General features: G+C 65.5%; 24 protein-coding genes. 14 read left to right on the top strand and 10 right to left on the bottom strand.

The window, feature by feature from the left end; translation table 11 throughout:
* Positions 1-41: 41 nt before the first annotated feature.
* From M0208_RS00780 to M0208_RS00805, 6 genes are all read left to right on the top strand, one after another.
* On the top strand, positions 42-956 hold the full coding sequence (locus M0208_RS00780) for a histone deacetylase (protein WP_258889847.1): 915 nt from the start codon (positions 42-44) through the stop codon (positions 954-956).
* Positions 957-1,031: 75 nt separating this feature from the next.
* The gene (locus tag M0208_RS00785) at positions 1,032-2,975 is read left to right on the top strand and encodes a 2-oxoacid:acceptor oxidoreductase subunit alpha (protein WP_258889848.1); all 1,944 of its coding nucleotides are present in this window, start codon (positions 1,032-1,034) and stop codon (positions 2,973-2,975) included.
* Entirely contained in the window at positions 2,972-4,006 is a 1,035-nt protein-coding gene (locus tag M0208_RS00790; RefSeq protein ID WP_258889849.1) for a 2-oxoacid:ferredoxin oxidoreductase subunit beta, read from the top strand. Before M0208_RS00785 ends, M0208_RS00790 begins: the two co-directional genes overlap by 4 nt.
* Before the next feature lie 34 nt (positions 4,007-4,040).
* Positions 4,041-5,396, top strand: a complete 1,356-nt coding sequence (locus tag M0208_RS00795) for a deoxyribodipyrimidine photo-lyase (protein ID WP_258889850.1) — start codon at positions 4,041-4,043, stop codon at positions 5,394-5,396.
* Between the two features lie 52 nt (positions 5,397-5,448).
* Entirely contained in the window at positions 5,449-6,654 is a 1,206-nt protein-coding gene (locus M0208_RS00800; RefSeq protein WP_258893132.1) for a cyclopropane-fatty-acyl-phospholipid synthase family protein, read from the top strand.
* A gap of 11 nt (positions 6,655-6,665) precedes the next feature.
* Positions 6,666-7,841 carry a serine hydrolase gene (locus M0208_RS00805; RefSeq protein ID WP_258889851.1) on the top strand — a complete coding sequence of 392 codons (1,176 nt, stop codon included), beginning with the start codon at positions 6,666-6,668 and terminating at the stop codon, positions 7,839-7,841.
* Between the two features lie 4 nt (positions 7,842-7,845).
* Here M0208_RS00805 and M0208_RS00810 read toward each other — a convergent pair whose 3' ends face one another.
* Together M0208_RS00810 and purF are read right to left on the bottom strand one after the other, a co-directional pair.
* On the bottom strand, positions 7,846-8,556 hold the full coding sequence (locus tag M0208_RS00810; RefSeq protein ID WP_258889852.1) for an SDR family NAD(P)-dependent oxidoreductase: 711 nt from the start codon (positions 8,554-8,556) through the stop codon (positions 7,846-7,848).
* Positions 8,557-8,573: 17 nt separating this feature from the next.
* On the bottom strand, positions 8,574-10,031 hold the full coding sequence (purF, locus tag M0208_RS00815; protein WP_258893133.1) for an amidophosphoribosyltransferase: 1,458 nt from the start codon (positions 10,029-10,031) through the stop codon (positions 8,574-8,576).
* A gap of 120 nt (positions 10,032-10,151) precedes the next feature.
* Between purF and M0208_RS00820 the strand changes: the two genes are divergently transcribed.
* Positions 10,152-10,403, top strand: coding sequence for a Rho termination factor (locus M0208_RS00820; protein WP_258889853.1), 252 nt, complete (start codon positions 10,152-10,154; stop codon positions 10,401-10,403).
* A 65-nt stretch (positions 10,404-10,468) separates the two neighbouring features.
* On the opposite strand, the gene M0208_RS00825 is transcribed toward M0208_RS00820, so the two are convergent.
* Together M0208_RS00825 and M0208_RS00830 are read right to left on the bottom strand one after the other, a co-directional pair.
* Positions 10,469-10,894 carry a hypothetical protein gene (locus M0208_RS00825; protein ID WP_258889854.1) on the bottom strand — a complete coding sequence of 142 codons (426 nt, stop codon included), beginning with the start codon at positions 10,892-10,894 and terminating at the stop codon, positions 10,469-10,471.
* Between the two features lie 121 nt (positions 10,895-11,015).
* Positions 11,016-11,867 carry a retroviral-like aspartic protease family protein gene (locus M0208_RS00830; protein ID WP_258889855.1) on the bottom strand — a complete coding sequence of 284 codons (852 nt, stop codon included), beginning with the start codon at positions 11,865-11,867 and terminating at the stop codon, positions 11,016-11,018.
* Between the two features lie 342 nt (positions 11,868-12,209).
* Here M0208_RS00830 and hisI point away from each other — a divergent pair, with 342 nt between their 5' ends.
* Genes hisI through M0208_RS00850 form a run of 4 tightly spaced genes read left to right on the top strand, consistent with a single transcriptional unit; the run spans position 12,210 to position 15,318 of the window.
* A complete protein-coding gene (hisI, locus tag M0208_RS00835) occupies positions 12,210-12,572 on the top strand; it encodes a phosphoribosyl-AMP cyclohydrolase (RefSeq protein ID WP_258889856.1) in 363 nt (120 codons plus the stop codon).
* Positions 12,569-13,060, top strand: coding sequence for a hypothetical protein (locus M0208_RS00840; RefSeq protein WP_258889857.1), 492 nt, complete (start codon positions 12,569-12,571; stop codon positions 13,058-13,060). The genes hisI and M0208_RS00840 overlap by 4 nt, the downstream gene beginning before the upstream one ends.
* A 32-nt stretch (positions 13,061-13,092) precedes the next feature.
* Entirely contained in the window at positions 13,093-13,515 is a 423-nt protein-coding gene (locus M0208_RS00845) for a MerR family DNA-binding transcriptional regulator (protein ID WP_258889858.1), read from the top strand.
* A 3-nt stretch (positions 13,516-13,518) separates the two neighbouring features.
* Positions 13,519-15,318 (top strand): acyl-CoA dehydrogenase C-terminal domain-containing protein, encoded by a 1,800-nt coding sequence (locus tag M0208_RS00850; RefSeq protein WP_258889859.1) that lies wholly within the window; start codon positions 13,519-13,521, stop codon positions 15,316-15,318.
* A gap of 1 nt (position 15,319) precedes the next feature.
* Here M0208_RS00850 and M0208_RS00855 read toward each other — a convergent pair whose 3' ends face one another.
* The 3 genes from M0208_RS00855 to M0208_RS00865 all read right to left on the bottom strand — a co-directional run bounded on the left by M0208_RS00855 (position 15,320) and on the right by M0208_RS00865 (position 18,876).
* Positions 15,320-16,537 (bottom strand): cell wall hydrolase, encoded by a 1,218-nt coding sequence (locus tag M0208_RS00855; protein WP_258889860.1) that lies wholly within the window; start codon positions 16,535-16,537, stop codon positions 15,320-15,322.
* A gap of 147 nt (positions 16,538-16,684) precedes the next feature.
* Positions 16,685-17,605, bottom strand: a complete 921-nt coding sequence (cysK, locus tag M0208_RS00860) for a cysteine synthase A (protein ID WP_258889861.1) — start codon at positions 17,603-17,605, stop codon at positions 16,685-16,687.
* The gene (locus M0208_RS00865) at positions 17,602-18,876 is read right to left on the bottom strand and encodes an MFS transporter (RefSeq protein WP_258889862.1); all 1,275 of its coding nucleotides are present in this window, start codon (positions 18,874-18,876) and stop codon (positions 17,602-17,604) included. The genes cysK and M0208_RS00865 overlap by 4 nt, the downstream gene beginning before the upstream one ends.
* 134 nt (positions 18,877-19,010) lie before the next feature.
* Between M0208_RS00865 and pdhA the strand changes: the two genes are divergently transcribed.
* Positions 19,011-20,051, top strand: a complete 1,041-nt coding sequence (pdhA, locus tag M0208_RS00870; protein WP_258889863.1) for a pyruvate dehydrogenase (acetyl-transferring) E1 component subunit alpha — start codon at positions 19,011-19,013, stop codon at positions 20,049-20,051.
* A 1-nt stretch (position 20,052) separates the two neighbouring features.
* Complete coding sequence (locus M0208_RS00875; RefSeq protein WP_258889864.1) at positions 20,053-21,468, top strand: pyruvate dehydrogenase complex E1 component subunit beta; 1,416 nt, start codon at positions 20,053-20,055, stop codon at positions 21,466-21,468.
* Positions 21,469-21,475: 7 nt separating this feature from the next.
* Here the strand turns inward: M0208_RS00875 and M0208_RS00880 are convergent, their stop codons facing one another.
* Genes M0208_RS00880 through M0208_RS00890 form a run of 3 tightly spaced genes read right to left on the bottom strand, consistent with a single transcriptional unit; the run spans position 21,476 to position 24,713 of the window.
* Positions 21,476-22,189 (bottom strand): TadE/TadG family type IV pilus assembly protein, encoded by a 714-nt coding sequence (locus M0208_RS00880; protein ID WP_258893134.1) that lies wholly within the window; start codon positions 22,187-22,189, stop codon positions 21,476-21,478.
* The gene (locus M0208_RS00885) at positions 22,186-22,779 is read right to left on the bottom strand and encodes a TadE/TadG family type IV pilus assembly protein (RefSeq protein WP_258889865.1); all 594 of its coding nucleotides are present in this window, start codon (positions 22,777-22,779) and stop codon (positions 22,186-22,188) included. The genes M0208_RS00880 and M0208_RS00885 overlap by 4 nt, the downstream gene beginning before the upstream one ends.
* Positions 22,776-24,713 (bottom strand): TadE/TadG family type IV pilus assembly protein, encoded by a 1,938-nt coding sequence (locus tag M0208_RS00890; protein ID WP_258889866.1) that lies wholly within the window; start codon positions 24,711-24,713, stop codon positions 22,776-22,778. Before M0208_RS00890 ends, M0208_RS00885 begins: the two co-directional genes overlap by 4 nt.
* Positions 24,714-24,790: 77 nt before the next feature.
* On the opposite strand from M0208_RS00890, the gene M0208_RS00895 reads away from it, so the two are divergent.
* Positions 24,791-25,453, top strand: a complete 663-nt coding sequence (locus M0208_RS00895) for a squalene/phytoene synthase family protein (RefSeq protein ID WP_258889867.1) — start codon at positions 24,791-24,793, stop codon at positions 25,451-25,453.
* The last annotated feature ends 64 nt before the right edge of the window (positions 25,454-25,517 follow it).

Genomic DNA, 25,517 nt, shown 5'->3' on the forward strand with positions numbered 1-25,517 from the left:
CCTGCTCTCCTCGGTTCGTCTTTGCTACCTACCTTAGCGCGATGATCCGGGTCGTCCACCATCCGCTTTACGTCACGCCGCCGCCCGCGCGCAGCACATATCGCTGGGGCAAGAACGGCGCGATCCGCGACCTGTTGCTCGACGAACGCGAACGGATCGTCTGGCACGTCCCCGAGGCTATTCCGCGACTGTGGCTGGAGGCGGTCCATGACCCGGCCTATGTCGATGAAGTGCTGTCCGCGGCGGTGCCGCCGGCCAAGGAGCGCCGCATAGGCTTTCCCGTCACCCGCGCTGTCGCCGAACGCGCGGCGATGGTGCCGGGCGGGACGTGGCTCGCCGCGCGGCTCGCACTCTCCTTCGGCTTTGCCGCGAACAGCGCAGGCGGCAGCCATCACGCGCTGGCCGATACCGGTGCCGGTTACTGCGTGTTCAACGACCTCGCGCTCGCCGCGGTGCGACTGGCCGAGGAGCAGGGCATGCGCGTGCTGATCATCGACTGCGATGTTCATCAGGGCGACGGCACGGCGGCATTGACCGCGGGGCGGGCGGGGATCGCGACCTATTCGATCCATGCCGAAAAGAATTTCCCGACCCGAAAGGCGCGCTCCACGCTCGATGTGGGCCTGCCCGATGGCGTCGGCGACGATGACTATTGCGCCGCGCTTGAACGCACGCTGACGCCGCTGCTAGATGAGGTGCGGCCCGACATCATCCTCTATCAGGGCGGGGTCGATCCCTATGCCGGCGACCGGCTTGGCCGCCTCGCGCTGACCGACGACGGACTGGCGCGGCGCGACCTGCTGGTGGCGCGGCTGGCGATCGACCGGCGCATCCCGCTCGCCAGTACGGTCGGCGGCGGATACGGCGACGACACGCTCGCCATCGCGCGCCGCCATGTCGCCGTGATCCTGCGGCTCGGTGACACCTTCGCGAAAGCAACGGTTGCAGCGGGGTGATATCATTCTACGTTGGTTCGCAGGCCCCCCGGGCATAGAGGGGCGCGTGTAATAGTCCGACAGGAAGTTGTTTGAATGGCGACCGCCGCCCATGAAGTGACGCCCGCAGAGGCGTCCGCCAACCCACCCGCAGAGTCGATCGTCGTGCGTTTCGCGGGGGATTCCGGCGACGGGATGCAGTTGACCGGGGGCCAGTTCACGCTGTCGACCGCGCTGACCGGCAACGACCTGGCGACCTTCCCCGATTTTCCGGCCGAAATCCGCGCGCCGCAGGGCACGTTGTTCGGGGTGTCGGCGTTCCAGATCAACTTCGGGTCGACGCTGATCGAGACCGCGGGCGACGAACCCGACGTGCTGGTCGCGATGAATCCGGCGGCATTGAAGACCAATGTCGAGGCGCTTCGTCCCGGCGGCCTGATCATCGCGGATGAGGGCGAGTTCGGCGAGCGCAATCTCGCCAAGGCCAAGTATGACGCCAATCCGCTACAGGACGGCAGTCTGTCGCGTTGGCAATTACTCACGCTTAATATCTCGCAGCTTACCTTGGATGCCGTGAAGCCGTTCGGGCTGGGCAACAAAGAGGCTTTGCGCTGCAAGAACATGTGGACGCTGGGCCTTGCGCTCTGGATGTTCGACCGTGACCGTCAGCCGATCGTCGACTGGCTGAAGGCGAAGTTCGCGAAGGCGCCGACGTTGGCGGAGGCGAATATCGCCGCGCTGAATGCGGGTCATGCCTACGGCGAAACCGCCGAGCTTGCCGGGCCGATGAAGCAGCATCACGTCGCCGCGGCACCGGCCGAACCGGGCCTATGGCGGACTGTGACCGGCGCTGAATCGATCAGCCTGGGGCTGGTCGCGGGCGCGCAATTGGCGGGTCTGCCGATGTTCTTCGGCGGATACCCGATCACGCCTGCGTCGGCGATCCTGCATCACCTGAGCCGCCTGAAGGAATATGGCATCACGACCTTCCAGGCGGAGGACGAGATCGCCGCGATCGCCAGCGCGATCGGCGCGTCCTACGCCGGGCAGCTTGGCGTCACGTCGTCGTCCGGTCCTGGCATCGCGCTGAAGGGTGAGGCGATGGGCCTGGCGATCATGACCGAATTGCCGCTGGTCATCGTCAATTCGCAGCGCGGCGGGCCGTCGACCGGCCTGCCGACCAAGACCGAGCAATCCGACCTGTATCAGGCGGTCTATGGCCGCAACGGCGACGCGCCGATGCCCGTCATCTCCGCACGCTCCCCCGCCGATGCGTTCGAAGTCGCGATCGAGGCGGTGCGGATCGCGGTTCAGTACATGACGCCGGTGATGATCCTGACCGACGGCTATATCGCGAACGCCGCCGAACCGTGGAAAGTCCCCGACGCCGATACGTTCGAGCCGTTCCCGGTGAAATTCCTGGAGGAAGCGCCCGAGGGCGGCTTCCTGCCCTATGCGCGTGACGAAAAACTCGCGCGGCCGTGGGTGAAGCCCGGCACGCCGGGGCTGCTCCACCGCATCGGCGGGATCGAGAAAGCGGTCGGCACCGGCAACATCGACTATTCACCCGCCAACCATCAGGCCATGACGACCATCCGTCAGGACAAGATCGCCAACATCCGCGTCCCCGATCAGGCGATCGAGCACGGCGAAGCGGGCGGAAGGCTGGCGGTCGTCGGCTGGGGATCGACCTTCGGCCCGATCCATCAGGCGGTACGCCGGATGCGCCGCCGCGGCCACGACGTCAGCCACATCCACATTCGTCACATCTGGCCCATGCCCGCGAATCTGGGCGCGTTGCTGAAGGGTTACGACAACATCCTCGTACCGGAGATGAATACCGGCCAGCTGAAAACCCTGCTCCGCGATCAGTTCCTGGTCGACGCCAAGCCGTTGAACAAGGTGACCGGCCAACCCTTCATGATCGCCGAGATCGAAGGGGCGATCGGCGCATACTTCGACAACATCGACGGCGACATCGGCGGCGACGTCCCCGCCAGCGACACCCAATTGCCGAGCCCCGAGGCCGTAAATCCATGAACGACATGACCCCGATCCGTAAATCGACTCCCAAGGATTGGGAGACCGATCAGGAAGTCCGCTGGTGCCCCGGCTGCGGTGATTACGCCGTGCTGAAGGCGGTGCAGCGCACGATGCCCGAAATCGGCGCGGACCCCGCGAAGACCGTGTTCGTCAGCGGCATCGGCTGCTCCTCGCGCTTTCCATATTACATGGAAACCTACGGCTTCCATACGATCCACGGCCGCGCGCCGGCGGTCGCTACGGGCGTGAAGCTCGCCAATCCCGAACTCGACGTGTGGATCATCACCGGCGACGGCGACGCGCTGTCGATCGGCGGCAATCACACGATGCACCTGATCCGCCGGAATCTCGATTGTCAGGTGCTGCTGTTCAACAACGAGATCTACGGCCTTACGAAGGGGCAATATTCCCCCACATCGCGCGTCGGCACGCAAAGCCCCTCTACCCCATTCGGCTCGGTCGATCGCCCCGCCAACCCCTGCGCCTTCGCGCTCGGTGCGCAGGCCAGGTTCGTCGCCCGCGGGATCGACGTGCATAAGAATCTCGGCAGCGTCCTGAAAGCGGCGCACGCACACAAAGGCACCGGCTTCGTCGAAATCTTCCAGAATTGCATCGTCTACAACGATGACGTCTTCGCGCCCTTCACGGCCAAGCCCAACGCGGCTGCGAACCAATTGTGGGTTGAACACGGCAAGCCGTTGCTGTTCGACGGCGGCACCAAGGGCCTGACGATGGACCACGCGCGCCTGGTGCTGAAGGTCGTCGATGTGACCGACGGCGACTGGCAGGCGGCGGACGTGATCGTCCACGACCAGACCAATCGCGGCCTGGCGCATATGCTGGTCGAAATGCCCGGCGGCGCGTTCCCGATGGCGCTCGGCGTGATCTTCGACGATCCCGCCCCGACCTTCGAAAGCGCGGTCGTCGAGCAGAACCGCAAGGCGAGCGAAGGCAAGAAGCCGGACCTGCAGAAGCTGCTCAGCAAGGGGCAGACTTGGATGGTCGAGAAGCGGCCGCGCGTCGATTGAGGAACCGGCGGGGTCGGCAGGCGTAACGCACGCTATGTCCGACACCGTCCTCCTCTGGCTCCGCCAGGACCTGCGCCTCCAAGACCAACCCGCCCTCATCGCCGCGGCGCACGAAGGCCCGGTCGTTCCGGTCTATATTCTCGACGACGACGCGCCGGGCGACTGGCGCATCGGCGCGGCGCAACGCTGGTGGCTGCACCATACGCTGACCGCCTTGGGTAAGGCACTGGACGACAAGGGCAGCCGCCTGATCCTGCGTCGCGGCAAGAGCGTGGCTGAACTCACGGCGCTGATGAAGGAAACCGGCGCGACTCGTATCCACGCGATCCGGCACTACGAACCATGGTGGCGTGAGGCGGAAGAGGCGCTGGGCGATGCGCTCTGTCTCCACGACGGCAATCACCTTGCCCGGATCGAGGACGTCACCACCGGCTCCGGCGGGCAGTTCAAGATCTACTCGTCGTTCTGGAAGGCATTGTCGCAGACAATGCCGCCCGAGGAACCGCTGGCGATGCCGCGGTCCATTCCCGCGCCGGACAAATGGTCGAAAAGCGATAATCTGACGTCATGGGCTCTGCTGCCGACAAAGCCGGACTGGTCGAAGGGCTTCGAAGACTGGACGCCTGGCGAAGAAGGCGCGAGCGCGGCGCTGAAGGCGTTCGATGGTTCCGTTGGCAACTACGACCACGACCGCAACATGCCGTCGATCGAAGGCTCGTCACGCCTGTCGCCGCACCTCCATTTCGGTGAAATCTCACCGCGGCAGGTGTGGCACGCGCTGCCGGGCCGCAGCACCAGTCACATCACTTTCCGCAAGGAACTCGCATGGCGCGATTTCACCCGCGGCGTCATCCTGACGATGCCGAAATACGCCGACGAGAACGGCCGTAAGAAGTTCGACAATCTGCCGTGGCGTCGCTCGCTCGCGGACCTGAAGGCATGGAAACAGGGCCGCACCGGCTATCCGATCGTCGACGCCGGGATGCGTCAGCTATGGGCGACCGGCTGGATGCACAATCGCGTGCGGATGATCGCCGCGTCGTTCCTCATCAAGCATCTGTTGATCGACTGGCGGGAGGGGGAGCGATGGTTCTGGGATACGTTGGTCGACGCCGACTATGGCAACAACGCGGTGAATTGGCAGTGGGTCGCGGGGACGGGCGTCGATTCGAATATGTTCGGGCGGATCATGGCGCCGCTGGTTCAGTCGGAGAAGTTCGATGCGGGCGACTATATCCGCCGCTGGGTGCCCGATTTGAAAGACGTGCGCGGCGACGCGATCCATGATCCCGAGGCGGCGGGGTGCCGCCCGCAGGACTATCCTCCCAAGATCATCGGCCACCGCGAAGCACGCGAACGCGCGCTGGCGGCGGGCGAAAAGGCGCGCTGACAGGTCTTTCCCTCGCATGCCGCACCGTGCAGAAGCACGCGCGATGAACGAGATGGGGGGAATCGAGCTGCGACGCAGCGGCAGCGGTACGGCGCGTATCGTCGCGCCCGTGTTTCACCGCATCCTCGACCGGATCGACGCCGGGCTGACGGCGGGCGCGATCGACGCGATCCTGCCCGACGGCACGCGCCGATTGCTCGGCGGTCGCGGAGAGGGGCCGCTGGCGATCATCCGTATCGTTCGCTGGCGCGCGATCCTGCGGCTGGTGAGCGGCGGGTCGGTCGGCTGGTATGAGGGCTGGGCGGCGGGCGACTGGACCAGCCCCGATCCCGTGCCGATCTTCGACCTGTTCATGCGCAACCGCCGCACGTTGGGGGACGTGGCGCGTGCGAAATTGGTGGCGCGGATCGGAGTGCGAGGCTGGCATTGGCTGCGGCGCAATCATCGCGGCGGAGCGAAGCGCAACGTCGCGGCGCATTACGATCTCGGCAACGATTTCTACGCCGAATGGCTCGACCCGACACTGACCTATTCCAGCGCGATGTTCGATGACGATGAACCGCTCGAAACGGCGCAGCGCCGCAAGCTGGCGGCGATCGTCCAGCGGATCGGCGTGAAGCCGGGCGACACGCTGCTCGAGATCGGGTGCGGCTGGGGATCGTTCGCCGAAGCGGCGGCGAAGGCGGGCGCGAAAGTCCACGCGATCACGCTATCCGCCGAACAGGAGCGCTTCGTTACGGCACGATGCGCGCAACTGCCCGTGACCGTCGCAATCACTGACTACCGCGACATAACTGGGCGTTACGACGCGGTCGCCAGCGTCGAGATGGTCGAGGCGGTCGGGCAGGATTATTGGCGCGCTTATCTGCAAAGTATCGCGCGCGTTTTGAAGCCAGGTGGCCGCGCTGCGATCCAGCTGATCACGATCGCCGATGACGTGTTTCCGGCCTACGCGCGCAATGTCGATTTCATCCAGCGCTACGTTTTTCCCGGCGGGATGCTGATCTCGGAAAGCCGCTTTCGCGCAATTGCAGAAGCGGAAGGGTTCGTGTGGACAGACGCCCGCGTTTTTGGGCTCGACTATGCCGAAACGCTGCTTCGATGGCGCGCGCGCTTTGACGCGGCGGTGAAAGAACGCCGCCTACCAGCCCGATTCGACTTACGTTTCGTCGCGTTGTGGCGCTATTACCTGATGTACTGCGAAGGCGGGTTCCGCGGGGGCGGGATCGACGTGTTGCAGGTCACGCTGACAAGATAACGGGGGTCGAGATGGTTCGGACATTTGCGCTGTTGACGGCGGCGTTGCTGGCGGGATGCGCCACTGCGCCGGCGACCGAAACGACGGGCGTGCCGGTCACGGAGGCGAATCGCGCGAAACTGCAGCTGGTCGGCGCAGACGTACTGTTCTGGACGCAGGAACAGCGCGACCGCAATTTCCCCGCGATGGAAACCGTCTTCCCCGGGCATGTCGTGAAGGCGGGCAAGCGCGTCACGCCGCTGCCGATCGGCCTGCCGCTGCCCGTGCCTGCGGCGGAGATCGATGCGTATATCGCCGCGAACAACTTGGCGGGACTGATCGTGGTGCAGAACGGATCGGTGCGGCTGGAACGATACGCCCGCGGTCTGACGCGTGAGGGGCGCTGGACCAGCTTTTCGGTCGCGAAGTCGTTCACCTCGACATTGGTCGGCGCGGCGATCCGTGACGGCTTCATCAAGTCGGTCGACGAACCGGTCACCCAATATATCCCGGAGCTTGCGGGCAGCGCCTATGATGGCGTGTCGATCGCGCAGTTGCTGACGATGACGTCGGGCGTGAAGTGGAACGAGGACTACACCGATCCGCAATCCGACGTGGCGCGGATGTTCTCCGCCGCGGTTCCGGCGGGCATGGACCCGACCGTCGCCTATATGAAGACGTTGCCGCGAGAGGCCGCCCCGGGGGCGAAGTGGGTGTACAAGACCGGCGAGACGAATCTGATCGGGGTGCTGGTTGGCAATGCGGTCAAGAAGCCGCTGGCGACCTATCTCAGCGAGGTCGTGTGGAAGCGTTACGGCATGGAGCGCGATGCGTTCTGGATGACCGATCCGGCGGGGCGCGAGGTGGCCGGGTGCTGCCTGTCGGTCAGCTTGCGCGACTATGCGCGGATGGGGCAGTTGGCGCTGGAGGGCGGGCCGGGGATCGTGCCGGTCGGCTGGTTCGCCGATGCGACCAAGGCGCAGGCGCAGACGGGGCGGCCGGGGTTCGGATACGGTTACCAATGGTGGACCTATCCGCAGGGCCGGTTCGGCGGGCAGGGCATTTTCGGGCAGAGCGTCACGGTCGATCCGGCGACGAAGACCGTCGTGGCGATCGTCAGTGCTTGGCCGAAGGCGACCGATCCCGATCTGGGCCGGGCGCGGCTGGCGTTCGTCGACCGGTTGTTCGCGGCGGCGAAGGGGAAGTAACCGCCTACGCGTCGACCCGCTCGGTGTGGCCAGCTTCGAAGCCGTCGATCGCCAGCGCCACGATGCGGGCGGCGACGGTTTCGGGGGGCTTTACCGACGCGGGGTCTTCACCGGGATAGGCGCGGGCGCGCATCTTCGTGCGGGTCGCGCCGGGGTCGAGGATCGCGGTGCGGATCTTGCTGATCTCGGCCATTTCGTCGCCGTAAGCCGACAGCAGCGTCTCGAACGCGGCCTTCGATGCGCCATATGCACCCCAGTACGCGCGCGGGGTGCGGCCGACCGACGAGGTTATCCCGATCACGCGTGCGCCCGCCGATCGCCGAAACATCGGATCGAACGCCGCGATCAGCGCCTGTTGCGCCGACACGTTGAGCGTCAGGATCGAGGCGAATTCCTTCGCGTCGATCGCAGGGACGGCGGACAGGGTGCCCAGCATTCCGGCATTCATCACCATCACGTCGAGCGCTTGCCAGCGCTCGCCGATCGCGGTCGCCAGCCGGGCGATCGCTTCGTTTTCGGCCAGATCGAGCGGGGCGATGGTCGCGGAGCCGCCGGCGTCGAAGATCGTCTCCTCGACCTCCTCTAGCGCCTTGGCGGTGCGCGCGGTCAGGACGACGTGCGCGCCCTGTGCGGCGAGCGCGACGGCGGTGGCGGCGCCGATGCCGCGGCTCGCGCCGGTGACGAGCGCGAGCTTATTCTCGAGTGGCTTGGTCAAATTGGAAGAACCCTGGATCAGATCATGCGTTCGGCGAGCAACGCGAACTGATCGACCTCGGCGGTTTCATCGTGGTCGGTCAGCGTCGTCGGATAATCGCCGGTGAAGCAGGCGTCGCAATATTTCGGGCGGATGTCGGCGCGGCCGTGCTCGCCCAGCGCCTTGTAAAGCCCGTCGATCGACACAAACGCCAGGCTGTCGGCGTGGATGAAATCGGTCATCCCCGAAACGTCGTGCTTCGCCGCGAGCAGCTTGGCACGTTCGGGCGTGTCGACGCCGTAGAAGCACGAATGCCGGGTCGGGGGCGATGCGATGCGCATATGCACTTCCGCCGCGCCCGCATCGTGCATCATCTGCACGATCTTCAGACTGGTCGTGCCGCGCACGATCGAATCGTCGATCAGGATGACCCGTTTGCCCTTGATCAGCGCACGATTGGCGTTGTGCTTCAGCTTGACGCCGAGGTGGCGGACTTCGTTGTTGGGCTGGATAAAGGTGCGCCCGACATAGTGCGAGCGGATGATCCCGAGTTCGAACGGGATGCCGCTCTGCTGCGCATAACCGATCGCGGCGGGCACCCCCGAATCGGGCACCGGGATGACCAGATCGGCGTCGACTGGCGCTTCGATCGCCAGCTGCGCGCCGATCGCCTTGCGCACCGAATAGACCGAATGATCGTCGACGATCGAATCGGGTCGCGAGAAATACACCCATTCGAAGATGCAGGGCCGCGCGGCCATCGGCGCGAACGGGCGGATCGAGCGGATTTCGCTGCCCTGCACGATCACCAGTTCGCCGGGCTCGACCGAGCGGACGAATTGTGCGCCGACGACGTCGAGCGCGACGGTTTCGGACGCGAAGATCACCGCATCGCCAAGCTTGCCCATCACCAGCGGGCGGATGCCGAGCGGATCGCGACAGGCGATCATCCCCTCCGGCGTCATCACGATCAGCGAATAGGCGCCCTCGACCTGCTTCAGCGCGTCGATGAAACGATCGAGCAGGGTGCGATAATTGCTGGTCGCGACCAGATGGATAATCGTTTCGGTATCGCTGGTCGACTGGAAGATCGAGCCGCGCCGGACGAGTTCCTTGCGCAGCCGCATCGCGTTCGAGATGTTGCCGTTGTGCGCCACCGCAAAGCCGCCGGTCTGCAGCTCGGCATACAGCGGCTGGACGTTGTGCAGCGCGGTTTCGCCGGTGGTCGAATAGCGGACGTGACCGCAGGCGACCGTGCCGGGCAGCGCGCGGATGATATCGTCGCGGTCGAAATTCCCGGCGACATGGCCCATCGCGCGGTGGGTGTGGAAGTGCGCGCCGTCCCAGGTCGTGATCCCGGCCGCCTCCTGCCCGCGGTGCTGCAGCGCGTGCAGGCCAAGTGCGACGAGCGCGGCTGCACCCTCGGACGCGGACACGCCGAAAATGCCGCACTCCTCGCGCAGTTTGTCATCATCGAACGGATTGGTCGTCAGCATAAGCGTGGGGGCTCGCATCGTGCCGGGCCGCATATAGCGACTGTCGCCGGATTGTCACGGAGCCGCGGGAGCGATCCGTCGCAACAATGCGTTTTGCGGTTTCCACACCGGGAGGCAGCGATGGCGAAGGATCACGGACCGTCGGTGAAGAACGACAAGCTGTACGAGAAACTGCGCGGGCAAGGCGAATCGAAGGAGAAAGCGGCGCGGATCGCGAACGCAAAGGCGGCGGGGACGCTGAGTCACCGATCGACCAAGCTGGAGGGCCGGACGAAGGCCGATCTGCTGAAGGAAGCGCGCGAGATCGGCATCGAAGGACGATCGACGATGGACAAGCCCGCGCTGGTGAAGGCGATCCGCGGGCATCGGTGAGGGCCATTCGCGGTCGCCAAAGGTTCCGAAGGTTCCGGGAAAACGACATTTCCACGGGTCTTTGGTCACCCATCCTTGGACAGGCGTTCGTAGCGCGACATCGGTTCACCGTAGCAGGCGGCGAACAGCAGACGGTTGTCGAGACGGCGGCGGTGACCGACGACACGGCCGTCGCGGGTGACCGGGACGAGATGACCCTCTCGCCCGCGGCGCATAGCCTCATCCTGCGCGCGCAGCCGTCCTTCCGACAGCGCAGCATCCCAGGCGCGCGCGAAGCTTTCCGCATCGGGCCGCGCGCGGAGCCGACGTGCGGTCTGCGGCGTCATCCCTACCGCACGCGCCGCTGCCGAAACCCCGCCGTGCGACGCGAGGATCGCGACGAAGGCGCGCTGGCGATCGGGCGTCCAGCCGTCGTGACGCGCGGTCGTGGTTGCGACGGGGGTGAAGACGAGCGGATCGTCGGTGGCGGCAGGGGCGGGCGGGGGCGTCATCGCGCAGTATATGCTGGATGGATGGGGTTGTAGGAAAGTGGATTCTGCAAGGTGCCAGCCATACCGCCGCCGAGCGGCATTGTGCCTGAGCCCTACGATCGGATCACCTGTTACCGCGGTGCTAGTCTCGGCAAATCTCGTTGCTTCGATCGATCGAGGACAATCGCGATGCAAAACCCGTCGTCCTGACCATGATGCTGGTCGCTTTGCATCGTTTGAGCTGAAACCGGACCTTTCGGTGCCGGAAATCCAGCGAGATGCGACGAAACTTTTCCATCAGGTCGGTGCCGAGCAACATCGCGGGACGGTCGTCCAGGCCGAACACAGCGAAGGGCGGAACGTCGAAGAATGCGATAGGGACGTTGCGGATGACGACCGAGCCGACACGGATCTCGGCGAGGCGCAAGATCGGCATCTTGATCGTGACGCCCGTCACGCCCGTCACCTCGATTTCCTCCAGCTTCCTTTCGCGGCCTAGCCGGTCACGGAGAAGGCGGTTGCCGATTGTTATTTCGGAGCCTGTATCGATCACCGCATCCACCGGACGACCGGCGACGCTGGCCTGCGTGAGGATCAATTGACCGCGTTGCCGCCGGGCGGTCACGACGATCTCGCCATCGAGTCGCGGAGCGGGTCGGCGCGCATCTTCGATCGTGATGACCCGCTTTTCAAAGTCCATCATGAGGCGCTGTTCGACGAGCGCATCGATACCGAGAAGTCCTGCAGCGCCAAGATCGTCGTCCCGCAACACGGGCAGTTGCAAATCCCGGATCACGCTTTGACCCAGGCCCAATGTCGGGACCACCACGCGGTCGACGACGCTGCTGGCCGTGATGCCGTGCAACATGACGGGGGTTCCTGCGGCCAGGCGCAGCGACCGTGCGGTGCTCAGGCTGACCGCCGAGCTATCCGCACCGCTGTCGACGACGAAGCGGAACGGACCCCGACCATCGACATGAGCGGCGACCGTCATTCGCGTGCTGACCTTTCGAGCGGCGATGTCGTCGCCCCCGATCGCGAGCGTGTTGTCGATGACGGCCGGGGGGAGCGGCGGGAGTCTCGGCTGTGCAGCCGCCTTCTTCGGCGCGTCGCCCGGCGCGGACGCGGCGATCGCGAAGGCGGCCAGCACCAGGCCGCAGGCCGACCTGCTCCCAACTGTCACGGGATCCGCCCAATGGTCTTGGTCGCCCGCGCGCCGTCGGTTTCGCGCCGATCCATCCGCCTTGCATATCATCTCGACCTTGCAACCGACAGCGATCGGCATTCTGCCGGATGACGCGTTGTGCCCGTCCGACGATCCGGGGTACGAAGCGCCATGCCCGACCCACGCGAAACCGGCCTCGACCTCGATCCGAAATATGACGCCGCTGGCCTCATCACCGCGGTCGTAACTGATGTCGCGACGGGCGAAGTGCTGATGCTCGCGCATATGAACGCCGACGCGCTCGCGGCGACGCGCGCCACGGGCCTTGCGACGTTCTGGTCGCGATCGCGGGGGCGGTTGTGGCGGAAGGGGGAGGAATCGGGGAACGTCTTGCGCGTGGTGGAGCTGCGCGTGGATTGCGATCAGGATGCGATCTGGGTGATTGCGGAGCCTGCGGGGCCGGCCTGTCATACCGGCGCGCGGTCTTGCTTCTACCGGCGGATCGGGGCGGACGGGCTGGAGCGGGTCGATTGAGGCGGGTCACGCTGCTGCTGTTGCTGGCGGGGTGCGACCGGACGGTCGAGCCTGCGACGCAGGCCGCGGGCGCGGGGCAGTCGCTGGAGGCCGCGGCGATCGCGGCGGGGATCGTGCCCGATCCGAAGCTGCTTGATCCGGCGGGGGCCTATGCCTCCGATACCGACCGCGTGTGCGTCGTGCCGAAGGCGGGCGGCGGGTACGCCATCGGGGCGAGCGTCGATTATGGCGAGGGGCAGGGGTGCGTGGCGCGCGGGACCGCGACGGGCGTGGAGACGCTCAAGGTCGATCTGGGTGACGATTGTCGTGTGACCGCGCGGTTCGATGGGACGCGGCTGACCTTTCCGGCGAGCGTTCCGGCGGCGTGCACGCGGGCGTGCACCGGGCGAGCGTCGCTCGCTGCGCTGAATGCGGAACGGCTCAGCACCGCGCCGTCGGAGGCTTCGGCGCTGCGCGATCCCACCGACAGGTCGCTCTGCACAGGTTGACGTTCACGTAAACGCGAGGTAATCGGGCGGCCATGTCGACCGTCGCCGCCTATGCCGCGATTCCTCAACGGGGCGATCGCGAGAATTTCACCATTACCGATCTGTCGGCCGAGTTCGGGGTGACGCCGCGCGCGCTGCGCTTCTACGAGGACGAAGGCCTGATCGCGCCGCTTAGGCGGGGCACGACGCGGGTCTATTCGCATCGCGATCGTGCACGGCTCGCGTGGATATTGCGCGGGAAGCGCGTGGGGTTCAGCCTCGGCGAAATCCGCGAGATGATCGACCTGTACGATGTCGGCGACGGGCGGCGGCTGCAGCGGCAGGTCGCGATCGACCGCGGGACCGCGCGGATCGCTTTGCTCGAGGAGCAGAAGCGAGACATCGACGCCGCCATCGCCGAACTTCACGAATTCGTCGCCGTGCTCGAGGCCGGCCGCGCTCAAGACAAGGGATAAATCATGCCGCAATATACGCCCCCCGTCCGCGACACGCGTTTCGTGCTGGAGCATGTCGTCGGGCTCGACCGATACGCCAACGTCACAGGCTTTGCCGCGGCGACGCCGGATACGGTCGACGCCGTGCTGGAGGAAGGCGGGCGGTTCGTCGCCGAGGTGCTGTTCCCGATCAACCAGTCGGGCGATCTGGAGGGCTGTACGCGGCATGACGACGGCAGCGTGACGACCCCGAAGGGCTTCAAGGAAGCCTATGCGCAGTTCGTCGAATCGGGCTGGGCCACGCTGTCCGCGCCCGAGGCGTTCGGCGGACAGGGATTGCCGCACGTCGTTTCGACCGCGTTTCAGGAATATATGATCAGCGCCAACATGGCGTTCGCGATGTATCCCGGGCTGGCGCACGGCGCGATCGCGGCGTTGCTGGCGAAGGGATCGCCCGAGCAGCAGGCCCAGTATCTGCCGAAGATGGTTTCGGGCGAATGGCTCGGCACGATGAACCTGACCGAGCCGCAATGCGGCACCGATCTGGGGTTGATCCGGACCAAGGCCGAACCGCAGGCCGATGGTTCCTATGCGATCACGGGCACGAAGATATTCATCTCGGCGGGCGAGAACGACCTGGTCGACAACATCATCCATCTGGTGCTGGCAAAGACGCCGGGCGCGCCGGATTCGTCCAAGGGCATCAGCCTGTTCGTGGTGCCGAAGGTGCTGGTGAACGAGGACGGATCGCTCGGCGCGCGCAACGCGGTCACCTGCGGATCGATCGAGCACAAGATGGGCATCCACGCAAATTCGACCTGCGTGATGAACTACGACGGCGCGACCGGCTGGCTGGTCGGAGAAGAAATGAAGGGGCTGGCCGCGATGTTCATCATGATGAATGCCGCGCGGTTGGGCGTCGGCTTGCAAGGGCTGGCGCTTGGCGAAACCGCCTATCAGAATGCGGTGCAGTACGCCGGTGACAGGCGTCAGGGCCGTGCGCTGACGGGGCCGGCTGAGCCGGGCGAGAAGGCGGACACCTTGTTCGTGCATCCCGATGTGCGGCGGATGCTGATGGAAGGGAAGGCGTGGACCGAGGGGCTGCGCGCGCTCTGCCTGTGGGGCGCGTTGCAGGTCGATCTGGAGCATAATGCCGGAACTGAGGAGGAGCGCCAGACCGCGGGTGACCTGATCGGGCTGCTGACCCCGGTCATCAAGGGCGTCGGCACCGACAAGGGCTATGAGATCGCGACGACCGCGCAGCAGGTGTACGGCGGGCACGGCTACATTCGCGAATGGGGGATGGAGCAATATGTTCGCGATGCACGGATCGCGATGATCTACGAAGGCACCAACGGCGTGCAGGCGATGGATTTGGTGGGCCGCAAGCTGGCGATGAACGGCGGCCGCGCGATCCAGTTGTTCTTCAAGGTGGTGGGCGAGGAGATCGCTGCGGCGAAGGGCGATGCGGCGACCGCTGATTTCGCCGCGCGGCTGGAGAAGGCGCTGGGCGACCTGCAGGCATCGACGATGTGGTTCATGGGCAACATGGCGAACCCCAACAACATCGGCGCAGGCGCAGTGCCTTATATGCACCTGACCGGGATCGTCGCGGTGGGGCTGATGTGGCTGCGCATGGCGGTCGCGGCGGCGAAGCTGAAGGCGGCGGGCGAGGGGGACGCCGCCTTCCTCGACGCGAAGCTGGTGACCGCGCGGTTCTATGCCGAGCGCGTACTGCCCGAGACCGGATCGCTGAAGCGCAAGATCGAGGGCGGGGCGGACGCGGTGATGGGGCTGCCGCCGGAGATGTTTCGGGCGGCCTGAGTTATTGCGTGGCGGTGGGGGTCGGATCGGGCGCCGGCTCCTTCCGCCGCACGCCAGTCAGTTCCGGCGTGGTGCGCGTGACGATGACGGTCGGCGGGGCGATCGCTCCTTCGCGCGGCGGGGCGGGTCGATCGAGCACCTGCTGCTTCATGCACGGCGACCGGCCGCGGAACTCGCCGCAGTTCCACAACGTGCGTTCGAACTCCGCCGGGCGGTCGCGGATATAGCTGAACGACATGCCCGCGATCTGTTCGGCGGTCAGCGGCGTGACGAAGCCCATCAGGCCGGGGTCGGTCCAGCCCATCACGCGGCATTTCGGGCGATCGCCGCATGCCGACAGCGCCATCGCCTGGAACGTGCCCGCCTGCGCCGGGTTGAGCGCGGTCAGGAAGGTATCGGGATCGTTCGGCAGCGGCGCGGGCGTGCGGCCGAAGAATGGGACCGCATCGTTCACCATTCCGTCCGCGCTCGCCAGCCCGATCGCCCCGCCGTGCGCGGTCGACAGCGCCGCCATCTGCGCGACCGGCTGCTCCCCCCCGGCCTGTCCGCGGTTGAACGCGGGCGGGGTGCCCCACCAGCCGGTCCAGCGGAAAAACAGGTGCGTGTCGACGATCGCGATCTTGTCGAGGCTCGCGCTCCAGTACGGCACGACCCAGTCGGTGTGATAATGCGTGGCGTAGCCAACGGGCTTGTATACTTTGCCCTGCAACGCCGAGGTCGCGATGTCGCGCGCACGGGTCCACGCCGCCTCGGACGGGCGATAGCGCGCCATCGCGCCGTCGCAGGTGAAGGTGAACTGGCAGCCGGTGCTGCGTTCCGCTCCCTGGAACACGACGCCGCAGATCGTTTTGGGAAAGGCAGGGTGGCGCAGGCGGTTGAGGATCACCTGCGCGACCGCCTTTTCGCCGGTCGCGTCGTCCCCCGCCTCGTAATAGACCGCCGCCGCAAGGCAGTCGGTCGCGCGCGCGAAATCTTCGCCGCCGCCGAGGAAACGGAACGGGCGCGCGGGCGGGTTGGGCGCGGTCGATAGCGGCACCTTCGCGTTGATCGCCTGTGCATCCTCGCGCGGCAGATCGATCAGCTTGAGCGGTTCTACGGGGGGAAGTTCGGTCTTCGCCACGACGCGTGTTTGCGGTGTCGGAATGCCGCGTGGCGCGATGGGCGCGGGGGCATAATGGACGACGAGCAGCGGCAGCGCGATCGCGATGAGGGCGATCACGGCGAGTATGATATTCAGTCGGGAAGGGTGAGAGGCTTCGGTCAAATGTCTTCAATCACCAAAAAGGCGCCACCCCGGCGAAGGCCGGGGCCCAGTTGCGATTCATGTGCGACTGGGCCCCGACCTTCGCCGGGGTGGTAAGCAGGGTCAGGCCTCGGGCAGGAAGTCCGGCACCGACAGATAGCGTTCGCCGGTATCGTAATTGAATCCCAGCACGCGCGAACCCGCGGGCAAGTCGGGCAATTTCTGCGCGATCGCGGCCAGCGTCGCGCCGGACGAAATGCCGACCAGCATCCCTTCCTCGGTCGCGGCGCGACGCGCCATGTCCTTGGCGGCGGCAGCGTCGACCTCGATCACGCCGTCCAGCGACTTCGTGTGCAGGTTCGCGGGGATGAAGCCCGCGCCGATGCCCTGGATCGGGTGCGGCCCGGGCTGGCCGCCGGAGATGACCGGCGACGCCTGCGGCTCGACCGCATACACCTTCAGGTTCGGCCATTTCTGCTTCAGCGTTTCCGCAACGCCGGTGATGTGTCCGCCCGTTCCGACGCCGGTGATCAGCGCGTCGATGGGAGCGTCGGCGAAATCGGCCAGGATTTCCTGCGCGGTCGTCCGAACGTGGACGTCGATGTTCGCGGGATTCTCAAACTGCTGCGGCATCCACGCGCCGTCGGTCTTTTCGACCAGCTCCAGCGCGCGTTCGATCGCGCCCTTCATGCCCTTTTCGCGCGGCGTCAGGTCGAACGTGGCGCCATATGCCAGCATCAGGCGGCGGCGTTCCAGGCTCATGCTCTCGGGCATCACCAGCACAAGTCTGTAACCCTTGACCGCGGCGACCATCGCCAGGCCGATTCCGGTGTTGCCCGACGTCGGCTCGATAATCGTTCCGCCCGGCTTCAGATCGCCCGACTTTTCCGCTGCCTCGATCATCGACAGCGCGATGCGGTCCTTGATCGATCCGCCGGGGTTCGACCGTTCGGACTTGATCCACACCTCGGCGTCCGGAAACAGCTTCGCAACGCGGATGTGTGGCGTGTTGCCGATCGTGTCGAGGATCGTGTTGGCCTTCATGGCTGCGCTGCTCCGTGCTGTGGGGTCAGTTCGAGAATTTCGGGCGGGTCGAACGTCTTTGCAAGTTTCAGTTCGGGAAACAGCCGCGACCATAGAATAGTGATCGCGATCGCGCCAACGCCACCGGCCACCACCGCGCCGACCGGCCCCAGCAGCGCGGCCATCAGCCCGCTTTCCGCCTCGCCCAATTCGTTAGAGGCCGAAATGGTCAGCTGCGACACCGCGCTGACCCGCCCGCGCATCTCGTCCGGCGTGTGCAGCTGGATCAGCGACGACCGGACATAGACCGAGACCATGTCCGCGACGCCCGCCACGATCAGCGCCCCGAGGCTGATCCAGAAATGGGTCGAGACGCCGAAGACCAGGATCGCGAGGCCGAAGATGACGACCGACCACAGCATCTTACGACCGACGTCGTTCTTCATCGGATGGAAGGAGAACCATATTGCCGCGCTGGCGGCGCCGATCCCCATGCCTGCTGCGAGCAGGCCCAGTCCGCTCGCGCCGACGTGCAGAATGTCGCGCGCATAGATCGGCAACAGCGCCGTTGCGCCGGCGAGCAACACCGCAAAAAGATCGAGCGTGATCGCGGCTAGCACCAGCCGGTTCCGGCGAACATAGACGAAGCCGTCGACGATTCGCGCAAACGGCCGGTGCGTCCGGTCGACCGCGGGCTGGGGAACCGGACCGATCAGGAAGATCATCGCCAGCGCAACCGCGAACAGCGCCGTTATGGTAGCGTAGGCGAAATCAGGATGGATCGCGAAGAGCAGTCCGCCAAGACTTGGCCCCGCGATCGTCCCGACCTGCCATGCGATCGAACTGATCGCGATCGCGGTCGGCAGGCTTTCGCGCGGCACCAGATTGGGCGCGAGCGCCGAATAGGCGGGGCCGGCGAAGGCGCGTACGACACCCATCAGCACCGCCGCGCCGAAAAGGGCGGGCAGGCCGAGCGCGCCCTGCCAGGTCAGGAAGCCCAGCAACGCCGTCGCCAGCATGAGCAGCGCCGTGGTCACGCGAACGATCCAGCGCCGGTCGACACTGTCCGCCACAAGCCCGACCAGCGGGGTCAGCAGCATCAACGGCACGAACTGCGCGACGCCGATCATCCCGAGGAGAAACGCCGCCTCGCGGATGTCCATCGTTTGCCGGGCCAAGCCATACACCTGCCAGCCGATCAGGATCGCCAAAGCGCTGGAACCGACAGTGCCGGTAAGCCGGGAGAGCCAGTAGAAGCGGAAATTGGCGATACGGAAGGGATGCGTGGCCATGCGCTGCGCGGCTTAGGCGGGGCGGGCGGTGTCGGCAACCACCGCACGCCACACACGTTGCGCGTCTCGTATCTCCCGGACTATAGCCCCGGCCTCCCCTACGGAAACACCCCGTAAAGCTTGAGGCAGAACCTGTGGCAAAAGCCCCCCGCGCCAGCGCAGCGCCCCCCGCGCCGAACCGCGAACGCCCGTCCGAACCCGCACCGTATGAGGCGACGAAGGACGAGCTGCTGCAATTCTATAAGGACATGCTGCTGATCCGCCGGTTCGAGGAGAAGGCGGGGCAGCTGTACGGCCTGGGGCTGATCGGTGGCTTCTGCCATCTGTATATCGGGCAGGAGGCGGTCGCGGTCGGCCTGCAATCTGCGCTGACCGACAAGGATTCGGTCATCACCGGATATCGCGACCACGGCCATATGCTATTGTGCGGTATTCCGCCGAAAGACGTGATGGCCGAGCTGACCGGGCGCCAGGCGGGCATCTCGAAGGGCAAGGGCGGCTCGATGCACATGTTCAGCGTCGAGCATAAATTCTACGGCGGGCACGGCATCGTCGGGGCGCAGGTGTCATTGGGCGCGGGGCTGGGCTTCAGCCACAAGTACAAGGGTGACGGCGGCGTGTGCCTCGCATACTTCGGCGACGGCGCGGCGAACCAGGGCCAGGTGTACGAAGCGTTCAACATGGCCGAGCTGTGGAAGCTGCCGATCATCTTCGTGATCGAGAACAACCAATATGCGATGGGCACTGCGGTGAACCGCTCGTCGGCCGAGGACCAGTTGTTCCGCCGCGGCGAGAGTTTCCGCATTCCGGGCCTCCAGATCGACGGGATGGATGTGCTCGCGTCGCGCGGCGCGGCTGAAACCGCGCTGGAATGGGTGCGCGCGGGCAAGGGGCCGGTCATCCTGGAGATGAAGACCTATCGCTACCGCGGCCATTCGATGAGCGACCCGGCGAAATACCGCAGCCGCGAAGAAGTGCAGGCGGTGCGCGACAAGTCCGACCCGATCGAGCACGTGAAGAAGCTGCTCGACGCCGCGGGCGTGAAGGAAGACGAGCTGAAGAAGATCGAACAGGACATCCGCAAGGTCGTCAACGAAGCGGCGGATTTCAGCGAAAGCACCCCAGAGCCGGAGCCTGCCGAATTGTATACCGACGTGCTGGTGGAGACCTATTGAGATGGCGATCGACATCAAGATGCCGGCGCTGTCGCCCACGATGGAAGAAGGCACGCTCGCCAAGTGGCTCGTCAAGGAAGGCGACACGGTGAAGTCGGGCGACATCATGGCCGAGATCGAAACCGATAAGGCGACGATGGAATTCGAAGCCGTCGACGAAGGCACGATCGGGAAAATCCTGATCGCCGAGGGCACGGATAACGTGAAGGTCGGGACGGTCATCGCGACGCTGGACGCGGAGGGTGAAGACAAATCTCCCTCTCCCCTTCGGGGAGAGGGCGGGGGAGAGGGGCAACCGGAAGCGGCCTCCTCCGACACTGCCCCTCTCCCCGCAAGCGGGGAGAGGGAGAAGAAGGCCGAAAGCGGTACCGCGCAACTGGTCAACGACAAGGTCGCGGTCGTTTCCGATCCCGCGATCCCCGAGGGGACCGAGATGGTGAAGACCACCGTCCGCGAGGCGTTGCGCGATGCGATGGCGGAGGAAATGCGCGCCGACGACCGCGTGTTCGTTATGGGTGAGGAAGTCGCCCAGTATCAGGGCGCGTATAAGGTTACGCAGGGGCTGCTCGACGAATTCGGCGACAAGCGCGTCATCGACACGCCGATTACCGAATACGGCTTTGCGGGCGTCGGCACGGGCGCGGCGATGGGCGGCCTGCGTCCGATCGTCGAGTTCATGACCTTCAACTTCGCGATGCAGGCGATCGACCACATCGTGAATTCGGCCGCCAAGACCAACTATATGTCGGGCGGCCAGATGCGCTGCCCGATCGTGTTCCGCGGCCCGAACGGCGCGGCGTCGCGCGTCGGCGCGCAGCATTCGCAGAACTACGCGCCGTGGTACGCCAGCGTTCCCGGCCTGATCGTCATCGCGCCGTACGACGCGGCGGATGCCAAGGGTTTGCTGAAGGCCGCGATCCGCACGCAGGATCCGGTCGTCTTCCTTGAGAACGAACTGCTTTACGGCCGGTCGTTCGAAGTGCCGAAACTCGACGATTGGGTGCTCCCGATCGGCAAGGCGCGGACGATGCGCCAAGGCAAGGACGTGACGATCGTCAGCTACTCGATCGGCGTCGGCCTGGCGCTGGAGGCCGCGGAGACGCTGGCGGGCGAGGGGATCGAGGCCGAAGTCATCGATCTCCGTACACTCCGCCCACTCGACAAGCAGGCGGTGCTGACGTCGCTCGCCAAGACCAATCGCCTGGTCGTGGTCGAGGAAGGCTGGCCGACCTGCTCGATCGCGTCCGAGATCATCACGATCTGCATGGAGGAAGGCTTCGACGACCTCGACGCGCCGGTGCTGCGCGTGACGAACGAGGACGTGCCGCTGCCGTACGCGGCGAACCTGGAGAAGCTGGCGCTGATCACCGCCGACAAGATCGTCGGCGCGGTGACGAAGGTCTGTTACCGCGGGTGAGCGACGGTCAGGCGGTGTAGAGGTTGCACGTCATGCGCGTGGCGGCGGGGTTCGGGTTGTAGATCTGGTCGAACACCCGCCGGTCGCGAACGATGAACGATGCGATATAATGGATGCGCGCCGAACCGCCGGGCAGCCAGGTCGTGTTGACGATCGGCTTGTATTGGTAGTTGATCTCGACGAACATCACGCCTGAATCGTCCGGTGCGGTCACCTTCGATCCAGCATCGCCCATGCCGCCGGTCGCTATCGTGCCGTCGTTGGCGGTGGTCTTGTCCGTCCCGTCGGTCGTGGTCGTGGTGCCGTAGCTGGAATCGAATCCCGTACCGTTCTTCTTCCCCAGGCACCGTTGCCAGTGGATCACCTGGTTGCCGTCCTGCTCCTCCAGGCTCGACAGGATGACCCGGCCGCGGTTCGCCAGATCGATGCGCTCGCCCTGGATGCGCGTCGCGGCGAGCACGTCGTTCACGTCGATTTCGCGCAGCTGGACCGAATTGTTCGATTGCCGTTCACCCACGCGCGCGGCGTTGTCGGCCAGGTTCAGCGCGATCTGGCTGACCCGCATGTTGGTCAGCGCAAGGTTGGCGGTTTCCACGCCGTACAGGCCGAGCCCGAGGACTATCGGCAGCGACAGCGCGAATTCCAGCAGCGCGAGACCGCTGGCGTCGGCGCGCAGTCCGGAAAATCCCGCGCGCACACGTCGAAACGCCACGGCGATCATACGCACACCTTCTTGATCGTGGTGACGACCTGCGACTTGTAGGGCTGATTCTTCAACAGCGTTTTCGATGAAATCGAGGCGTCACCGGCCAACCCGACCAGCTTGGCGACCGGGAAGACGTGCGGATAGCTGACCGTCATCGTGTAGAGCGTGACGTCCTCGGCTCCGCCCTGACCGGTGCGGCCCGGATCCGTATCATATCTGTCGTTCGCGTTGACGTCGTCATAGCATTCGCCCGCCTGCCGGATGCCGTCGCTGTTCTTGTCGTCGAAATATTCGGGCTTCACGAGCGAGAAGCTGGAATAGCTCTTGCGCGTCGACGTCCAGGTGCCGTTCTTGACGATGTTCCCGACGATCGCCTTGACCTTGTCGTCCAACGTCGATGTATTGTCCGCGCCGCCCTCGATCGCGGAATCGCGCGCGGCCTTTTGCACCGCACCGTCGAGGATCGACTGCGCGTAGGCCTGATGCATCAGATCGCCCAATCCCATCAGCAGCGCCATCATCACCGGCGCGACGATGGCGAATTCGATGACCGTGTTGCCGCGCCGGTCTTCCGCAATCCGAAGCGCGAAACGGGCTGGTCTCATTTCGACACCCGCAGCATCGCGACCTGTTTCGCGATCTTCTTGAAGGCATCGGACAGACCGGTCCCGGTCGTGGAAAAGAGCGCCTGCGCGGTCGAGGAGGCACAGCTCTGCAATTCGGTCGACGAACTGGTATCGATCGCCACCGTCCAGACATCGATCTGGCGCGCTTTCGCCGCCTCGCATGCGGCGAGGAAGCGAGCGTTGTGCAACGTCGTCAGGTCGGTTCCACTCGAGCCCGCGACCCGTTTGTCATACGTCTCGATACCGTACATACCGTACGTGGTGGTGTTCGGGGCCATGTCGCCATCGGTGAGAAAAACGATCACGCGATTTGGCGCGCCGCGGCCCGGCCACGCGGCCGTATCGCTCGCCCAGATGCCGGTCGGAGAAATCAGCCGGGTGCCCCAGATCATGCCGATGTCGTGATACGTGCCGCCCATCGGCACGAAATCAGTCGCGTTGACAAAGTTGTCGACGTCGGTGCGCGTCATTACGCCCAGCCGCTTGGCGGGCTTTCCGCACGCAGTACTACCGCTGTCGCGCCGATCGAATTTGGTGTAGTTAGCCTTCCCGATTTTCTTATCGGGCGCCCAGGGGTCGACTCCGTAATTTGGATTGTAGGCAACATCGTCGCCGTCCGAAGAGTTATCGTAGCGATAATATGTCAGGTCCGCCAGATATGGCCACCAACGCTGCGCGCCGGTTGGCACGATATCGGGATTGAGTTCGGACGGTAGGCTGGTGGTCGAGAAAGTCGATGTACCGGGGCTGTCGACGGTCGATTCGATGCAACCGGCCCATCTCGTCGTCTGACCGTGTACCTTGGTCGGATCGGTGATGACATTGCCGGCCACGACTTGGCTCACGTCGAACGCCGCCTGCCGATACTGCCACTGAGGTATCAGCGTGTCGGTCCTGGTCTGGCAGACGCTGCCGCTCCAGAAGTCATAGGTTCTGGACGCCGTTCCGGTGGATGGAGCGTACGTCTTGGCAGTGCTGGGGGTACGTGCGGATGCCGTGCACGCCGTGCTCGACTTTCCGTTATTGTTATTGTCCGTCACCGTTTTAGTGACCACGTCAGCGTTGACGACGCGCGACTGATAGGTCTGCGTCTCGCTGCCGTCGCCGCCGACCATGTAACTTGCGTCCATGTCCAGGATCGCCTGGCCGACATTCACGGCCGAGGAATAGGTCACAAACCCATAGCGGATGTGGGTCGACGGATCGGCATTGGCCACCATCGTGTCGTAGAAGCCCAACACGGCTTCTCGCAGGGCATCGATGCGCGAACCCGCCCTCTCGGTCGTGCCGACCGCTATCGTTCCAGCATAGCCAGCCACGCCGCCACTGGTGGTCGGCCGGGTGTATTCCACTTTCGTCGCGCTGCCCGCGTAGCTTGAACAAGTGCTTGCGCTGTCAGACGGCAGGCACGCCATCGAGCCGGTCGTGTCGAGCACGAACATGATGTCGGTGTCGGCGATGTCGTAGCGCGCCTCGCACGTCACGTTCAGCGTCGTGTCGGGGGCGGCGAACATCTTCATGACGGTCATCGGGACGACCGCGGACGCGACGCCCGCGACCTGCCGGTCGGTGGTCTTGTTGGGGACGAACGACACGGTCTTCGTGTTCATCCACCCGGATTTGAAATTGTTGTCGAAGAATGTTTTCGCCTGCGCCGCTGCAGTGGTGTCCAGCGTCGTGTCGTTGCTGTCGGTCATGAATTTCCGGCCCGCCAGCACGCCTGCGTCGCACGCCTGTTGCAGCCGCACCTTCACCACGTAAAGCCGCGCCATGTCGACCGCGGACCCGGCGAGCGCCGACATCGGAACCATGGCGATCGCCATCATCGCCAGCGTATTGCCGCGCGTGTCGCGGCGGAGGCGTCCGAGGAGCCCGCCCTGCCTGTCGTTCCGTCGCGCTCCCTCACCCCGCATTGCAATTCCCGCCGAACGTAAAGATGGTCCCCGGATGTCGCCATGCGACGAACTGGGCTAAGCCCGCCTCAATCAATATGGTTAACGACGCGGTTACCTTTGGGATCGATCCCGCCGCGGGACATCCCGAACGGATGCTGGCGCTTTCCTATGCGCCCGCGGACCGACGGCGAACGCTGGCCGCGCTGTTCGCGCTCGACGCGACGCTGGCGAAACTGGCGCTCGGCACGCGCGAGCCGCTGGTCGCGCAGATGCGGTTGACGTGGTGGTATGAGGCGTTGTCGGCGCTGTCCGCCGCTGCGCCGCCTGCGCAACCGATCCTGCGCGTGTTGCAGGCAGCGCAGGTGGACGGCGAGGCGCTGGCCGCGATGATCGAGGGGTGGGAGCGGTTGCTGGACGAGCCCGACGAAGCCGCGCTGAGGGCCTTCGCCGTGGCGCGCGCGGGGCTGTTTCGCGTTGCCGGGGACTTGCTCGGCGCGTCCGACCTAGTGGAAAAAGCGGGCCAGGGTTGGGCGTTGGCCGATCTGGCGCGCATCACCGCGCGGCCGGAAACCCGCGCGTCGGCGACGCGGTTGGCCACGCCGCTGCTGGCCTCCGCGTGCAAATGGCGATGGAGCGGGACGGGCCGCCCGCTCGGCGCGTTGGCGCATAGCGCAAGGATGGATCTGGTCGGCCACAGCGCCCCCGGCTCACCGGCCCGCGTCGGGCGGCTCGCATGGCATCGGCTGACCGGCCGCTGAAAAGGAGTCGGGACGGGGATTGCCGCGCGCGTCCAACCCGTTAGCATCGCGGACGGGCAAGGGG

The sequence above is a fragment of the Sphingomonas sp. SUN019 genome (assembly GCF_024758705.1).
GTDB lineage: Bacteria > Pseudomonadota > Alphaproteobacteria > Sphingomonadales > Sphingomonadaceae > Sphingomonas.

Bases quoted from the DNA above. Each gene is read 5' to 3' on its own strand.
- M0208_RS00880 (WP_258893134.1), bottom strand. From the start codon at position 22,189: ATGATCGCCGTGGCGTTTCGACGTGTGCGCGCGGGATTTTCCGGACTG.
- M0208_RS00795 (WP_258889850.1), top strand. From the start codon at position 4,041: ATGTCCGACACCGTCCTCCTCTGGCTCCGCCAGGACCTGCGCCTCCAA.
- M0208_RS00845 (WP_258889858.1), top strand. From the start codon at position 13,093: ATGTCGACCGTCGCCGCCTATGCCGCGATTCCTCAACGGGGCGATCGC.
- cysK (WP_258889861.1), bottom strand. From the start codon at position 17,605: ATGAAGGCCAACACGATCCTCGACACGATCGGCAACACGCCACACATC.
- hisI (WP_258889856.1), top strand. From the start codon at position 12,210: ATGCCCGACCCACGCGAAACCGGCCTCGACCTCGATCCGAAATATGAC.
- M0208_RS00865 (WP_258889862.1), bottom strand. From the start codon at position 18,876: ATGGCCACGCATCCCTTCCGTATCGCCAATTTCCGCTTCTACTGGCTC.
- M0208_RS00875 (WP_258889864.1), top strand. From the start codon at position 20,053: ATGGCGATCGACATCAAGATGCCGGCGCTGTCGCCCACGATGGAAGAA.
- M0208_RS00790 (WP_258889849.1), top strand. From the start codon at position 2,972: ATGAACGACATGACCCCGATCCGTAAATCGACTCCCAAGGATTGGGAG.
- M0208_RS00805 (WP_258889851.1), top strand. From the start codon at position 6,666: ATGGTTCGGACATTTGCGCTGTTGACGGCGGCGTTGCTGGCGGGATGC.
- M0208_RS00890 (WP_258889866.1), bottom strand. From the start codon at position 24,713: ATGCGGGGTGAGGGAGCGCGACGGAACGACAGGCAGGGCGGGCTCCTC.
- M0208_RS00785 (WP_258889848.1), top strand. From the start codon at position 1,032: ATGGCGACCGCCGCCCATGAAGTGACGCCCGCAGAGGCGTCCGCCAAC.
- M0208_RS00850 (WP_258889859.1), top strand. From the start codon at position 13,519: ATGCCGCAATATACGCCCCCCGTCCGCGACACGCGTTTCGTGCTGGAG.
- purF (WP_258893133.1), bottom strand. From the start codon at position 10,031: ATGCTGACGACCAATCCGTTCGATGATGACAAACTGCGCGAGGAGTGC.
- M0208_RS00825 (WP_258889854.1), bottom strand. From the start codon at position 10,894: ATGACGCCCCCGCCCGCCCCTGCCGCCACCGACGATCCGCTCGTCTTC.
- M0208_RS00800 (WP_258893132.1), top strand. From the start codon at position 5,449: ATGGGGGGAATCGAGCTGCGACGCAGCGGCAGCGGTACGGCGCGTATC.
- M0208_RS00830 (WP_258889855.1), bottom strand. From the start codon at position 11,867: ATGACGGTCGCCGCTCATGTCGATGGTCGGGGTCCGTTCCGCTTCGTC.
- M0208_RS00895 (WP_258889867.1), top strand. From the start codon at position 24,791: ATGGTTAACGACGCGGTTACCTTTGGGATCGATCCCGCCGCGGGACAT.
- M0208_RS00820 (WP_258889853.1), top strand. From the start codon at position 10,152: ATGGCGAAGGATCACGGACCGTCGGTGAAGAACGACAAGCTGTACGAG.
- M0208_RS00780 (WP_258889847.1), top strand. From the start codon at position 42: ATGATCCGGGTCGTCCACCATCCGCTTTACGTCACGCCGCCGCCCGCG.
- M0208_RS00885 (WP_258889865.1), bottom strand. From the start codon at position 22,779: ATGAGACCAGCCCGTTTCGCGCTTCGGATTGCGGAAGACCGGCGCGGC.